Annotated in this window: 14 protein-coding genes, 2 tRNA genes and 1 pseudogene; 7 read left to right on the forward strand and 10 right to left on the reverse strand. The window is 71.5% G+C overall.

The window, feature by feature from the left end:
• A pseudogene (locus tag AOM09_RS15400) lies at positions 1-394 on the forward strand (hypothetical protein); the annotation flags it as partial.
• Between the two features lie 17 nt (positions 395-411).
• Here the strand turns inward: AOM09_RS15400 and AOM09_RS14255 are convergent.
• From AOM09_RS14255 to AOM09_RS14265, 3 genes are all read right to left on the reverse strand, one after another.
• A complete protein-coding gene (locus AOM09_RS14255) occupies positions 412-1,593 on the reverse strand; it encodes a tyrosine-type recombinase/integrase (RefSeq protein ID WP_062389964.1) in 1,182 nt (393 codons plus the stop codon).
• Between the two features lie 4 nt (positions 1,594-1,597).
• Positions 1,598-1,828: a helix-turn-helix domain-containing protein gene (locus AOM09_RS14260; RefSeq protein WP_062389968.1), complete on the reverse strand. Its 231-nt coding sequence runs from the start codon at positions 1,826-1,828 to the stop codon at positions 1,598-1,600.
• A 184-nt stretch (positions 1,829-2,012) separates the two neighbouring features.
• Positions 2,013-2,086 (reverse strand) — tRNA-Pro (locus AOM09_RS14265).
• A gap of 90 nt (positions 2,087-2,176) precedes the next feature.
• Between AOM09_RS14265 and AOM09_RS14270 the strand changes: the two genes are divergently transcribed.
• A tRNA-Gly gene (locus AOM09_RS14270) sits at positions 2,177-2,247 on the forward strand.
• 148 nt (positions 2,248-2,395) lie between these two features.
• Here the strand turns inward: AOM09_RS14270 and AOM09_RS14275 are convergent.
• The 4 genes from AOM09_RS14275 to AOM09_RS14290 form a co-directional block, all read right to left on the reverse strand.
• Positions 2,396-5,254, reverse strand: coding sequence for an aminotransferase (locus AOM09_RS14275; protein WP_062389971.1), 2,859 nt, complete (start codon positions 5,252-5,254; stop codon positions 2,396-2,398).
• A gap of 35 nt (positions 5,255-5,289) precedes the next feature.
• The gene (locus tag AOM09_RS14280) at positions 5,290-5,706 is read right to left on the reverse strand and encodes a DUF1761 domain-containing protein (protein ID WP_062389974.1); all 417 of its coding nucleotides are present in this window, start codon (positions 5,704-5,706) and stop codon (positions 5,290-5,292) included.
• A 72-nt stretch (positions 5,707-5,778) separates the two neighbouring features.
• Positions 5,779-6,276 (reverse strand): SRPBCC family protein, encoded by a 498-nt coding sequence (locus tag AOM09_RS14285; protein WP_062389977.1) that lies wholly within the window; start codon positions 6,274-6,276, stop codon positions 5,779-5,781.
• Positions 6,277-6,339: 63 nt separating this feature from the next.
• Entirely contained in the window at positions 6,340-6,807 is a 468-nt protein-coding gene (locus AOM09_RS14290) for an SRPBCC family protein (protein ID WP_062389980.1), read from the reverse strand.
• Positions 6,808-7,176: 369 nt separating this feature from the next.
• Here AOM09_RS14290 and cysK point away from each other — a divergent pair, with 369 nt between their 5' ends.
• The 3 genes from cysK (at position 7,177) to AOM09_RS14305 (ending at position 9,836) form a co-directional block, all read left to right on the forward strand.
• Complete coding sequence (gene cysK / locus AOM09_RS14295; RefSeq protein ID WP_062389983.1) at positions 7,177-8,112, forward strand: cysteine synthase A; 936 nt, start codon at positions 7,177-7,179, stop codon at positions 8,110-8,112.
• Positions 8,113-8,164: 52 nt separating this feature from the next.
• Positions 8,165-8,812, forward strand: a complete 648-nt coding sequence (cysE, locus tag AOM09_RS14300; protein WP_082099281.1) for a serine O-acetyltransferase — start codon at positions 8,165-8,167, stop codon at positions 8,810-8,812.
• A 91-nt stretch (positions 8,813-8,903) separates the two neighbouring features.
• Positions 8,904-9,836, forward strand: coding sequence for an aldo/keto reductase (locus AOM09_RS14305; RefSeq protein ID WP_062389985.1), 933 nt, complete (start codon positions 8,904-8,906; stop codon positions 9,834-9,836).
• A gap of 69 nt (positions 9,837-9,905) precedes the next feature.
• Here the strand turns inward: AOM09_RS14305 and AOM09_RS14310 are convergent, their stop codons facing one another.
• Positions 9,906-10,406 (reverse strand): Dps family protein, encoded by a 501-nt coding sequence (locus AOM09_RS14310; protein WP_062389990.1) that lies wholly within the window; start codon positions 10,404-10,406, stop codon positions 9,906-9,908.
• 178 nt (positions 10,407-10,584) lie between these two features.
• Between AOM09_RS14310 and AOM09_RS14315 the strand changes: the two genes are divergently transcribed.
• Positions 10,585-11,094: a CoA-binding protein gene (locus tag AOM09_RS14315; protein WP_082099282.1), complete on the forward strand. Its 510-nt coding sequence runs from the start codon at positions 10,585-10,587 to the stop codon at positions 11,092-11,094.
• A gap of 61 nt (positions 11,095-11,155) precedes the next feature.
• On the forward strand, positions 11,156-12,424 hold the full coding sequence (locus AOM09_RS14320; protein ID WP_062389992.1) for a GNAT family N-acetyltransferase: 1,269 nt from the start codon (positions 11,156-11,158) through the stop codon (positions 12,422-12,424).
• 19 nt (positions 12,425-12,443) lie between these two features.
• Here AOM09_RS14320 and AOM09_RS14325 read toward each other — a convergent pair whose 3' ends face one another.
• On the reverse strand, positions 12,444-12,896 hold the full coding sequence (locus AOM09_RS14325) for a ribose-5-phosphate isomerase (RefSeq protein ID WP_062389995.1): 453 nt from the start codon (positions 12,894-12,896) through the stop codon (positions 12,444-12,446).
• Positions 12,897-12,984: 88 nt separating this feature from the next.
• Positions 12,985-13,389, reverse strand: a complete 405-nt coding sequence (locus AOM09_RS15405; protein WP_062389998.1) for an SgcJ/EcaC family oxidoreductase — start codon at positions 13,387-13,389, stop codon at positions 12,985-12,987.
• Positions 13,390-13,566: the final 177 nt, after the last annotated feature.

The raw sequence follows: 13,566 nt of genomic DNA on the forward strand, positions 1-13,566 counted from the left end.
CAAGTGGCTGCGCGACACCTACGGGCTCGGGCCGACGACGCTGCCCCCGTTCTGGTACCGCCACTGGGAACTGGTGTGGGAACTCTCGGCGCTACATCTCCACTGGCTGTGCGCCTACGACCCCCAGCAGCACGGGTCCGCGCCGCTGGCATGGCACCGCGATCTCCAGGACGCGTGTGTGCGGCTGAAGAACTGGACCGCCGACTGTGGCACAAGGCTCGATCGCGACCGCCCCACCCGCGTCACCGCCTGGCCAGGCGAGCCCCACCCGCCGTCGGTGGACGAGGTCGTGATCGCTGACCGCGACGCAGACTTCGCCGCGTTCGTCGACGCCGACGTCACCCGCCGCCGCGCGATGGAGGACGCGTTCATCGCCGCGCACGCGGTGACGTGAGACCCCGATACACGGCCTCACTCCTCTCTCGCGAACACTCGATCAAGCATCTCGGCGGTCGCCGGATTCACCATCTCGCTGCGACGAATGTAGTGCTGGATGGTGATCCGCGGGTCGGTGTGACCGAGCAGCTCAGCGGCAAGCTCGACACCGCCATGCTCGTTGATCGCCGTCGCAACCGTCCTACGGAACATGTGGGGCGTGACTCCGGTGATGCCCGCGAGGTCGAGGACCTGTCGAAGTTGCCGGCGCACGTTGTTCGTCGTCACCGGCGTCCCTTTGCGCGTGCAGAACAGCAGCGCGTCCGGAGATGAGTCCTCCAGCCGCGCCAGCCGGCGGCGCACCGCCTCGGCGGTAAAGGAAGGGATCGCCACCGTTCGCCGGGACTTCGCCGTCTTGGGATGATCCTGGCGCAACGCCGACTCGCCGCGTTGGCTGACGATCGTCCCCGCGATGCGGATGGACGGTGTCGCGCTGGTCACGTCGACATCGCACCGGCGGATGGCTAGGACCTCGCCAATACGAGCCGAGGTGCCGAGCATCACCTCGACGATCGCGCCAAGCTGCCCGTCCGGGCGTGGTCCGGAGGATGAGCGCCCCGCCTCCCAATACGTAGTCGCCGCGCGCACCGCGTTCACCTCGGTCGGAGTCAATGCGCTCGGCGTCGAGGCCGGGCGGTGAAGTCGAGCCACGTGATCCATCGGGTTCCGCGGAAGCACCTCGTGCCTCACCGCCAAGCCGAGTGCCAGCCGCAGCACCACGCGTGCGTGCCTCGCGCGGCTGTAGCTCTGCTTCGCGAGCTGCTTGAGGAACTGGTCGCAACGGGCGACGCCGATCTCGCGCAGTGTGAGGCCCGCGAAGGCCGGGAGCACGAGCCTGTGCATGTCGCGCTCGTACAGCTGCAGCGTGCGCTTGGTCACCCGACCCTCGAGCTCGAGGTCCTCGAGCCAGTAGGCCACCAGGTCGGGGAACGGGCTCGCCGGCGACAGAACGGACTCGGCGGGCTGGAGCAGACTCCTTGCCGCAAGCTTCGCCTTGAGCGCACGCTCGGCCTGCTTGCGGGTGCTCGCGGTTGCCTGAACGAGGCGGCTCCTCCCATCCCAGTCGCGGTAGCGCGTCCGCGCAACCACACGCCCGTTCGGGGCGCCGAGGTAGCCGACTTCACCATAGGTGCCGATGTTCAGGCGCTCGCGTGCCATGAGGTCACCGCCCCTCGGAGGACGAGCCCTCGCGCTGCCCTTCGATCCACGTCCGCACATCGGAGACGGCGAACTTGAGGTGCTTGCCGAGGCGGTACGCGCGCGGGCCGACTCCACGACTGCGCCAGTCGTACACCGTCGAGACCGGCACGCCCAGGTAGGCAGCGAGCTCGGCTACGTCGAGCAGCGGCTCGAGGCCCCAAGAGTTGTCCACAGTGTGGCGTTCGGTGCTCATATCGCAGAGGTGCGGAGCACGCACCCACGACGTCTGGGACCAACTCGCACCGTCGCTCCGCTGCCGTAACGCGGCTTCGGATAGGGGCCTCAGCGAGGCCAAAGTGATGAGTAAAAGATGACTTGGTCACTTTTCACGTCCAATGAAGGTCGTGGAAACTCGCGAGTTACCAGGACTTTCACCGTCGGGGTGACAGGATTTGAACCTGCGACCCTCTGCTCCCAAAGCAGATGCGCTACCAAGCTGCGCCACACCCCGTTCGCGCCGGCGGCGGCGCGATGTCCCTCGCCGCAGCGAGGCTCCGCTACTCTAGTACGCGCCGAGCGCGCGTCAGCGCCGGTCGGCTTCGCGGGTGTAGCTCAATGGTAGAGCCTCAGTCTTCCAAACTGATGGTGCGGGTTCGATTCCCGTCACCCGCTCTCGCGCACAAGGCCCTCTCCGTCAGGTGGGGGCCTTCGTCGTCTGCGGGTCCGTGCACGCTGCGAGGTGCTCAGCGCCCGAATCCCGTGATTCCGAGCACTGAGGACCTCCTGGGGCGCGAAGTCGGGAGCGGGACCATGCGCACCGCTACAGCGCCGCCCACGCCTCGCGGCGCACCATCACCCGCTCGAGCGCACCGAGGAACCGCTCCACGGCGAGCGCGTCGATGGTGAGCGGCGGCTTGATCTTGAGGACGTTCTTGTGGTCCCCGGTCGGCTGCACGATCACACCCTCGAGCAGCATCGCCTCGCAGATCTCGCGCGCCGCGACCGGGTCCGGCGCGTCCGGACCACCGTCCACCACCTCGAGCCCCAGGTACAGGCCCATCCCGTGCACCTCTCCGAGCGCAGCGAATCGGGAGCACAGCTGCCGCATGCCGTCGGCGAGCAGCGCACCGACCACGCGCGCGTTCTCCTGTAGGCCGTCCTCGTCAAGCACGCGCAGCACCGTCGACCCGACCACGCAGCTCACGGGGCTGCCTCCCGCCGAGGAGAAGAAGGACCCCTCCACGGCGAACGCGTCCGCGATCGCGCGCGTGGTGATCACCGCCCCGAGCGGGTGGCCGTTGCCCATCGCCTTCGCGACCGCGATCACGTCGGGCACCACGCCCTGCTGCTCGAAGCCCCAGAAGTGCTCGCCTAGCCTGCCGTAGCTCACCTGCACCTCGTCCGACACGACCAGGCCGCCCCGCGCGCGCACCGCCTCCCACACCCCGGACAGGTAGCCGTCGGGCAGCAGGATCCCTCCGCCATTGCCGAAGATCGGCTCGGCGACCAGCCCCGCGAGCGCGACGCCCGCCGCGTCCAGCGCGGACAGCCGGTCGAGCGCATCGTCCAGATAGCGCCCCGCGTCGGCCCCGCGGTGGCGCCCGCGATAGGTGTTCGGCGCGTCCAGCAGATGAACCCAGGACGGCCGCGAATCAAGCGCCCCGGGGTTGTCCCCGAGCGACGTCGAGATCGCATCAGCCCCTACGGTCCAACCGTGATACGCCTCGGTGAGCGCGAGGACGTCGGTGCGCCCGGTCGCGGCGCGCGCGATCCGGATCGCGAGGTCGACGGCCTCGGAGCCGGAGTTGACCAGCAGCACGGTGTCGAGCCCCTCCGGAGCCCGCGCCGCCAGCGCCGCGGAGAGCTCCGCGACAGCCTCGTAGTGGAAGCGCGAGTTGGTGTTGAGGCGCCGCAGCTGACGGTCGACGGCCGCAGCGAGGAGGGGCTCGCCGTGGCCCAGGATCGCGACGTTGTTCACCATGTCGAGGTAGCCCCGACCCTCGGTGTCGAGCAGGTGGTGACGCCATCCGCGCTCGATCCGCGGCGGCGCGTCGTAGTAGTGCTCCTGCACACCGGCGAACGATGCGTCGCGCGCCTCCAGGAGGTCGCCCGCGGCGCGAAGGGACGATGCGGCGGCCGCCCGACCGAGCAGCGGCGAGGGGTCCGGGCACAGGCGGAGCCACGCCTCGGCATGCTCGGGCGTCACGGCCTCGGGCGGCGGCGATCCAGGCACCGCGCACACCTGGAGGTGGAAGGGGCCGTCCGCACGCGCGAGGAGCGTGCCCGTGACGATCTCCTGGTCCGCGCCCACCACCGTGGACACGCGCGAGAGGAATACCGTCAGCCCGGACTCGAGCTGGATCGCGACATCGAACCGGCCGTGCCGCGCAGCGAAGCCGGGGCCGGGGCTCCGGATCTCGGTGCCCGCGGACACGAGCACGTCGATGCCGAGCGCCACGGACCGCGGCGCATGCTCGCCGGTCGCCTCCGGCGTCAGCCGGCGCTCGCCGTGGCGCGTGACGGCCGCGCCCTCGCCGGCCGCCGCAGCGAGCACGTCTCGCGGCCAGGAACGCCAGAGCCACGCTCCCCCATCGGCGGCATCGCCGAGCACCGAGAGGTCCACCTCGGGCGCCTCCGCGAGCCCCGTCAGCATCGGCGCGAGGCCCTCGAACGTCACCGGTGCCGTCCGTCCGAGCCGCTGCATCAGCAGCAGCTCGGCCTCGTCGTACCCGAGCGAGAGAGCACGTTCGAGCATGCGGTCCTCGAGTGGGCGGCGCACGCGTGCGTAGTCGTTCGACGGGTCCTGAGCCAGCACGCGCTCCCCCGCCGCCGCGAGCACCACGGCCCGCGCGACCACGAGCGGCCAGACGGCGGAGACCTCGGACGCGGTGAGCGGCACCACGGCGTCGAACGCGGCGATGGCCGCGATCGCGTCCCCCACGGCGTCGCCGTCGTGCTGCAGCAGGGAGCACGCGAGGACGGCCACCTCAGCGACCCGCCACCCGTGCCCGAGGTCACCCAGGTCGATCACGCCCGCGATCGAACCGTCCGGCCCGACCACGACGTTGTCGGCGGTGAGGTCGCCGTGGATCGGCTGCACGCGCAGCGCATCGCGCGTGTGGGCGAGCTGGTCGAGCGCACCCTGAAGCACGCCACGGAGATCGCCCGCCCGCTCCGCTCCGAGGTGCGGCGCGCACCCCTCGAGCACCCGGCGCGCCTCGCGCAGGTCCCAGTCGCCGCCCTCGCCGAGCCCCCGGTGATCGAAGTCCGCGAGCGCGGCGACCACCGCGCCCGCCGTCGAGCCGAGCGCGGCGGGGAGCCCCTCGGGCAGCCGGGCGCCGCCCGGCGGGTCGCCCTCGAGGAAGTCGAGCAGCCGCGCGTGTCCCGCGCCGTCGAGCGGCACCACCGTGCGTCCGTCGCGCGCGGGATGCACGCGCGGCACCGCGACGCCGGCCGCAGCGAGGTGCGCGAGCGCCGCACCCTGCGCGTCGAGCTCGCCCACCGAGATCCCGGGATGCGAGACCTTGAGCAGGCGACGCCGCCCGTCCGCCAGCGCGAGGAGCACGTTGCGGTCCTCGTTCGAGCCGAGGTCGCGCGCATCGGCGACGTCGACGCCCCACTCGCGCGACGCGAGAGCGGTCAGGGCGGCGAGCGAGAGGTCGGCGGTCACGAGGCGCATCGTCTCACCCCGAGCAGCCCGCCGGCGCGACGCGCTCAGAAGAGCCCGAGCACCAGCCCCGCAAGACCGAGCGCCACCGTGTCGTGCGCCGCGTCGATGAGCGTCACCCCCGGGCTGCGCACCGCGAAGCCGTTGTGGAGCGCGTGCGCGCCGCCGCGGAACACGAGGCCGACGATCGCGCCGAGCAACAGCCCGCCCGACCAGTCGTCGACCCCGAGCCCGGCCATGAGCATCGCGAGAAGGATGACGCCGAGGATGTTCGCGAGGATGGTGCCGCCGAACGCCGCGCCCATGTTGGCATCCTTCATCAGGTCGTCCGTCACGCCTGCCTTGTCGCGCCACACCTTCCAGAAGCCGGCGGGCGAGTACCACCACCAGCCGAGCGCGAAGCTGACGATGAACGCCACCAGCACGCCGATCCACGAAATGCCCTCGAAGGTGAACCAGTCCATGACCCCTCCCCGGGTCCGCGGGCCGCGGCGCGTCCCCTCAGCGCGAGCCTAGACCCGCGCCGAGGCGCCGCGTCAGCCGGCGTCGTCCGTGTCCGGCCCCGTCTCCTCGTCGACATGCTCGGCGGCGCGCGCGATGTGCTCGAGGTCCTGCTCGAGCCCCTTCTGCGTCGCCTTCATCCCGGCCTTGCCGAACAGCACCCAGCCGAGACGCTGGGCGGGACCCGGGCTCGGCGTCTCCGCGCTGAAGTCGCACACGATGAGCGTGGCGCCGTCGCGGGGCTCGAGCGTGTAGACGGTGACGTACTCGGTGCCGCGCGACTCCGCGCGGATGGTGGTCGACACCGGGGCGTCCGCCGCCTCGACCCACATCTCCTCGGTCTCCTCGCGGCCCCACATCTTGCGGGTCTCGCGCCACCGCACCCCGACCTCGTAGCCCTCGCCCTCGAGGCGCTCGATGCGCAGGATCGACGGGATCACCTCGGTCGCGAAGTCGAGGTCCGTGATGACCTCCCACACGCGCTCGACCGCCGCCGCGATCTCGCGTTCCGCGCGCACGCTGTGCCCGACCATCGTCCATCCCCTCCTCGGCTCCGCCCAGGCTAACGCGCGGCGCCGCGCCCGGCGCGTCGAGCCTCAGGCGAAGTGCCTGGCAAGGTCGCCGATGTCCGCCTTGAGGCGCACCGTCCCTCCCAGGGAGAAGAACGTCGCGATGGCCTTGCGCATCGCCCGCTCCGCGAGCGACGGCTCCGGCTGGTAGACGTGGAACACGCGCTTGACCAGGGTGCCGCCCTCGATCTCCGTGAGGAACGTCGTGGAGGTGAACGTGCCGTCGGCGCCGACCCGCTCCTGGACGAGGCGCCGGAAGGGCTCGGCTGCGACCGTGGTGAGGCGCACCACCCCGGAGTCGCTCGCGGGGTCCTTCTCCATGAACTGCATGACGTGGCCGACCTCGCCCGGGACGCCCTCCTCGGTGACCGCCTGCGTCACCATCGAGAACACCTCGACGCGCAGCTCCGGCTCCGTCAGCGCGCGCCACACCTCGTCGGCGGGCGCGGGCACCACGCCCTCGCGCTCGACCGAGACATCCAGCGGCCCGGACATGACGCCTCCTCGGGGATCCCCGGGGGTCCGATTCGCCCCCGTTCGCCCCACCGTAATCGCTGGTGCGGCGGTACGTCAGCAGGGTTGCCCCGATCGCGGGCGCGGCGCTAGCCTGAGCGCGAAGCCCACGAAAGGTCCGGACGATGAGCATCGAGCGCTGCGCGACCCTCGCGCCCGCCTCTGCCGTCCGCCCGTGCGCTCTCGCCGACACCTGCTGCCGCTGCTGCGGCTGCTGCTGTCTGTAGAGCGCTGGCAAGCGCCGCCCGGTCCACGACCGGGCCCGCCCACCACCAGCGCTCGCCCCGGCATCGTCACCGATGCCCCTGCGTTGCACCCGGTCCCACCCATCTCTCAAGGGAAAGAGAAGCCATGGCTCGCATCTACGAGGACGCCACCGCCCTCATCGGCAACACCCCGCTGGTCAAGATCAACACGCTCACCGAGGGCGTCGACGCCACCGTGCTGGGCAAGCTCGAGTTCTACAACCCGGCCAACTCCGTCAAGGACCGCCTGGGCGTCGCCATCGTCGACGCCGCCGAGGCGGACGGCTCGCTCAAGCCCGGCGGCACCATCGTCGAGGCCACCTCGGGCAACACCGGCATCGCGCTCGCGATGGTCGGCGCGGCGCGCGGGTACAACGTCGTCCTGACGATGCCCGAGACGATGTCGAAGGAGCGCCGCGCGCTGCTGCGCGCGTTCGGCGCGGAGCTCATCCTCACCCCCGGCACCGAGGGCATGCGCGGCGCGGTCGAGGCCGCGAACAAGGTCGCCGAGGAGCGTCCCGGCTCGATCCTCGCGCGCCAGTTCGCCAACGAGGCGAACCCGGAGATCCACCGGAAGACGACCGCGATCGAGATCTGGGAGGACACGGACGGCGAGGTCGACATCGTCATCGCCGGCATCGGCACCGGCGGCACCATCACCGGCGTGGGCGAGGTCCTCAAGGAGAAGAAGCCCTCCGTCCAGATCATCGGCGTCGAGCCCGCGGAGTCGCCCATCCTCAACGGCGGTCAGCCGGGCCCGCACAAGATCCAGGGCATCGGCGCGAACTTCGTCCCCGAGATCCTCAACACCGAGATCTACGACGAGATCATCGACGTCGACGCCGAGACGGCCGTCGCGACCGCGCGTGCCGCGGCTCGCAAGGAGGGCCTGCTCGTGGGCATCTCCTCGGGCGCCGCGATCCACGCCGCCATCGAGGTCGCGAAGCGACCCGAGAACGCAGGCAAGACGATCGTCGCGATCATCCCGTCCTTCGGCGAGCGCTACCTGTCCTCGGTCCTCTACTCGGACCTCATGGATTAAACGCGCGCCCGCGCGCGTTCCGCAGTCCAGTCCCCACCCGGAAGGTATCCACATGGCTCGCGAGATCGGCGTCTTCGCCCGCATGATCGAGGATGTCCGCACCGCCAAGCGACGTGACCCCGCCGCACCCGCGTGGTGGGTCATCGCAGGCTCCTACCAGGGAGTCCACGCCGTCTGGTACCACCGGGTGGCGCACTGGCTGTGGAACCGGGGCGCGCACTCGTACGCGCGCCTCGTCTCCCAGTACGCCCGCCGCGCCACCGGGATCGAGATCCACCCCGGCGCCCACCTGGGCCGGCGGGTGTTCATCGACCACGGCATGGGCGTGGTGATCGGCGAGACCGCGGTGGTGGGCGACGACGTGCTCATGTTCAACGGCATCAACCTGGGCGGCACCACGATGAGCCCGGGCAAGCGCCACCCCACCATCGGCGATCGCGTGGTGATCGGGGCGGGAGCCAAGGTGCTCGGCCCGCTGCGCGTCGGCCCCGACGCGCGCATCGGCGCCAACGCCGTGGTGGTCAAGGACGTGCCGGACGGCGCGACGGCCGTGGGCATCCCCGCGGTGATCCGCAACCACCCCGGGGCCACCGAGGCCTCGACCGCGGCATCGTCCGTCGACTCGGGCGACTCGCACCGCCACCCCGACCCGGACGCCCCGCCGGTCCAGTCCCACGAGCCGGCGATGTACTACATCTGAGCCGGGTACCGAGGGCCCTCGCCGCACGGCGGGGGCCCTCGTCGCGTCCCTAGACTGGGACCAATCCCCCGCACCACTACAAGGAGTGTCGATGAAGACGTTCACCCTGCCCGGAACCGAGATCACCGTGCCCGCGGTGGTGCTCGGCCTCATGCGCATCGTCGAGAAGTCCGACGAGGAGGTCCGCACGCTGGTCAAGACGGCCCTCGAGTCCGGCATCGACTTCATGGACCACGCGGATCTCTACGGACCGCCGTACCACGGGTGCGAGCGCCGCTTCGCGGAGGCCCTCCGCCTCTCCCCGAGCGAGCGCGAGTCCCTCACCATCCAGACCAAGTGCGGCATCCGCCAGCCCGGACCGTACTTCGACTTCTCCTACGAGCACATCGTCGAGTCCGTCAACGGCTCGCTCGCGGCGCTCGGCACCGACTACCTCGACATCCTGCTGCTGCACCGCCCCGACGCGCTGGTGGAACCGGACGAGGTCGCGCGCGCGTTCGACGATCTGCACGCGGCCGGCAAGGTGCGCCACTTCGGCGTCTCGAACCACACGCCCGGCCAGATCGAGCTGCTCAGGCGCTCGGTCACGCGGCCGCTCGTGGCCAACCAGATCCAGCTGTCGGTCACGCACGCGCCGTCGATCGCGAGCGGGATCGCGATGAATATGGGCGACCTCGATCAGTCGATCGACCGCGACAACGGCATCGTCGACTACTGCCGCCTGCACGACATCACGATCCAGGCATGGTCGCCGTTCCAGGCGCGCTTCTTCGACGGGCCGTTCCTGGGCAACCCCAAGTACGCCGAGCTCAACGCCGTGATCGACCGCCTCGCATGGAAGTACGAGGTCCCCGCCGAGGCCATCGCGGTCGCGTGGCTCACCCGCCACCCCGCGCGCATGCAGGTGGTGCTGGGCACCACCACCCCGTCGCGCGTCGAGGGCGCGGCGAAGGGCGCCGACGTGCACCTCTCGCGCGCCGAGTGGTACGAGATGTTCCGCGCGGCCGGGTATACCGTCCCCTGACCGCGGGACGATGCGCGACGCCCCGGCCGCCGTCATGGCGACCGGGGCGTCGTGCGTCGGCGGTGCGGGCTACGCCGCGAACGAGCGGAGCATCCACGCCGCCTGCTCGTGCGCCGCGAGGCGCGCGTTGAACAGGTCCGCGGTGGCGCCGTCGCCGGCGTCCTCGGCGACCTCGACCAGCGGGCGGACCAGGCGCGCGAGCGTCTCGTGGTCGCGGGCGAGGTTCTCGACCATCGACATGGCGTCGGTGGTGCGCTCGTTGTCCGTGATCGACGCGTGCTCGAGGAACTCCGCGAACGAGCCCGGCGCGCCCGAGCCGAGCGCGCGCATGCGCTCCGCGAGGACGTCGGCGGCGGCCCACAGCTCCTGGTACTGCTCCTCGAACATGAGGTGCAGGGAGCGGAAGTGCGGCCCGACCACGTTCCAGTGGTAGCCGTGCGTCTTGAGGTACAGCGTGAACGTGTCGGCGAGGACCTGCGCGAGGCCCGCGTTGATCGCCTTGAGATCGTCCGCCTTGATCCCGATCTTCGGGCTCGACTCGGTGGTACGGATCGGCGTCGTGGCAGCCATGTCTCCTCCTCCTGGGGGTGTCCGCGGCGCCGCCGGGGTGGGGCGCCGTCCGCACGTGCCAACCGTGCCGGCGCGCCCGGCATTCCCCGCCGATCGCGCCTCCCGCGCGGCGCCGGGCCACGCATCGTCCACCCGCACCCTGCCGGAATGACCCGATCGCCTGATACGTTCCGGAGCCATGGAGCACATCAGCCTCGACCCGCATCGCAAGGCCGCCGCCGAGTCCTGCCCCGCCCCCGCCTACTCGGATGCGCCCGGTGACGACGAGCTCGCGCTCGCGCTCGCGCGCACCCGCCGCGTCGCCATCGTCGGCGCCTCGCCCAACCCCTCGCGCACCAGCTACCAGATCGCGGTCTGGCTCATGGAGCACACGCCCTACGAGCTGTACCTGGTCAACCCCGCCGCCTCCGGCGAGGAGATCCTGGGCCACGGCTTCTACGACTCGCTCGGAGACATCCCCGTCGCGATCGACCTCGTCGACGTGTTCCGCCGCCCCGAGCACACCCCCGCCGTCGCCACGGCCGCGGTCGACGCGAAGGCGAAGGCCCTGTGGCTGCAGCTCGGCATCACGCACCCGGATGCGATGGCCGGCGCCCGCGCGGCAGGCATGCTCGCCGTCCAGAACCGCTGCATCAAGGTCGAGTACCGCCGCCTCGAGGACCGCATCGAGTCCTTCCGCGCGCTCTGACGCGGGCGACTCGCCGCGCCGCCGCTGCGCCGCGCATCGTCCCGGATGACACCATGGCGATATGTCCGTCACACCCGGGTATCGCCTGGTCTCCCTCGCCCCTGACCGTGCGGGCGAGATGCTCGCAGTCAACACGTGGGCCTTCACCGGCGAGATGCGCGCCGAGGACCAGGAGGCGTACGCGTCCGAGATCCCCTTCTCGCGCACCCGCGCGATGGAGATCGTGGACCCGACCTATGGCGAGGTCGGCGGCCTCGCCGGCGTCGCCGCGTCGTACACCTACCGGATGCGCGTGCCCGGCGGGGCGCTCGTGCCCGTCGCGGGCCTGACCTGGGTCGGCGTCCACCCGGGCCACCGCCGCCGCGGGCTGCTCCGCGCGATGATGGGCGACCACCTCGCCGACGCTCGCGCGCGCGGCGAGGCGGCCTCCGCGCTGTACGCCGCCGAGACCGAGATCTACCAGCGCTTCGGCTACGGGCTCGCCGCACGCCAGCTCGACCTGCGGCTCTCGCGCGGCGCGGCCCTGCGCGACGTCCCGGGCGCGGACGGCCTGCGCGTGCGCCTCGAGGACGCGAGCCTCGCGCGGCACGGCGGCGCCGTCGCGGCGATCCAGCGGCGCATCGAGCGCCCGGGCACCCCCACGCTCGACCACGACGAGGCGCTCCGCGCGCGGTTCGCGGACCCGGTCGCGCACCGCCGCGACAGCGAGCGCATGCGGATCCTGCTGATCGAGGAGGCGGGCGGAGAGCCCGTCGCGTACGCGTTCTTCCGGCGGTCGGGCACGTGGGACGAGGACGGCGTCCCCGGCGGCAAGGTGCACGTGTGGTCGAGCGGCGCGATCGGCGCCGCCGCGACGCACCGCCTGTGGTCCGTGCTGCTCGACCTGGACCTCATGGGCACGGTCGAGGCCTCACCGCTCGCGCTCGACGATCCGCTGCTGTGGCTCCTCAAGGATCCTCGCGGCGCCCGCGCACGCCTGCGCGACAACGTCTGGCTGCGCATCGTCGACGTGCCGGCGGCGCTCACGGCGCGCGAGTACCTGTGCCCCGTCGACGCGGTGATCGAGGTCTCGGATCCGCTGTTCCACGACAACGCCGGCCCCTGGCGCATCACGTCGCGCGAGGGCACGGGGCATGTCGAGTCCGCGCCCGGCGCGACACCCGACCTGGTGCTCGGGGTGCAGGAGCTCTCGGCCGCCTACCTGGGCGGGGTGAGCCTGACGGCGCTCGCCTCGGCCGGCCTGATCGAGGAGCGGTCGCCCGGCGCGGTGCGCGCCCTCGCCGCGGCGTTCGAGTCGACGTCCGCGCCGGTGTGCAACCTGTTCTTCTGAGGTCGGGTGCGCCGCGACGTCAGCGGCGCGCCTCGAAGTCCTTCATGAGGTCGATGCGCCGCTGGTGACGCTCGTCGCCCGAGAACGGCTCGGCGATGAACGCGTCGGCGATCGCGGTGGCCTCGTCGAGCGAGTGCATGCGCGCGCCGATCGAGCCGATCTGCGCATCGTTGTGCTGGCGCGCGAGCCTGGCGGTCTCGACCGACCAGATGAGCGCGGCCCGGATGCCGGTGACGCGGTTCGCGGCGAGCTGCTCGCCGTTGCCCGAGCCGCCGATGACGATCCCCAGGTCGGCGCCGTCGCTCGCGGCCACGGCCTCGGCGGCGGCGATGCACATCGGCGGGTAGTCGTCGAGCGCGTCGTACTCGTGGGCCCCGTGGTCGACCACGTCGTGCCCGGCGTCGGTGAGGTGCGAGACGAGGTGCTGCTTGAGCTCGAAGCCGGCGTGGTCCGCGGCGATGTGGAGGCGCATGGGCCCATTGTGCCAGCGTGCGCGAGGGTCTCTGACGTGCCGCTCCCGCCAGAGAGGACTCGCCGACGGGAGCGGCACCGGAGATGCGTCAGCGGCCGCCGATCGGCGTGTTCTGGTAGGCCGCGAAGAGCCAGCGTCCGCCGGTCCTGTGAGCGACCAACGAGTAGACGGTGCGCTTGTTGCCATCGCTCGACCGGTGGTCGAGGTACTCGATGTGGCCATGCGCGATCAGCAGCGCGACGTCCGTGGTGATGAAGCGGATGCTGTCGATCACCCCGACCAGACGGCTGTCGCGTGCCCAGGCGCCGAAGATGATCTGGTGGCCGTCCACGATCTCCTTCCAGCCGCGCTCGATCATCCCGTTCGCGATGATGTAGTCGGCGTCGGGGGTGAAGCACTCGGCGTACGCGGGCGCATCGCCCCAGGCGTCGATCATTCGCTGGTAGTGATCGCGGATCGCGACCTCGTCCGCATATGTCACGTCGATGGACATGTTGTCTCCTTCGCTCGTCGGACCAGGCGGGCCCCGGACGGCGACGGGTGCGCAGGGGCCGCGGCACGGATGTGCGCCTGGCGGAAATCCTGCGGGGCGGGCGTCATGCTCGCTGGAGGACCGACTCATCGATCCCTTCGGAGCTCGCGCTCCTAGACATTGGTCTCCGCCGCCGAT

The sequence above is a fragment of the Demequina iriomotensis genome (genome assembly GCF_000971395.1).
Taxonomy (GTDB): Bacteria; Actinomycetota; Actinomycetes; order Actinomycetales; family Demequinaceae; genus Demequina; species Demequina iriomotensis.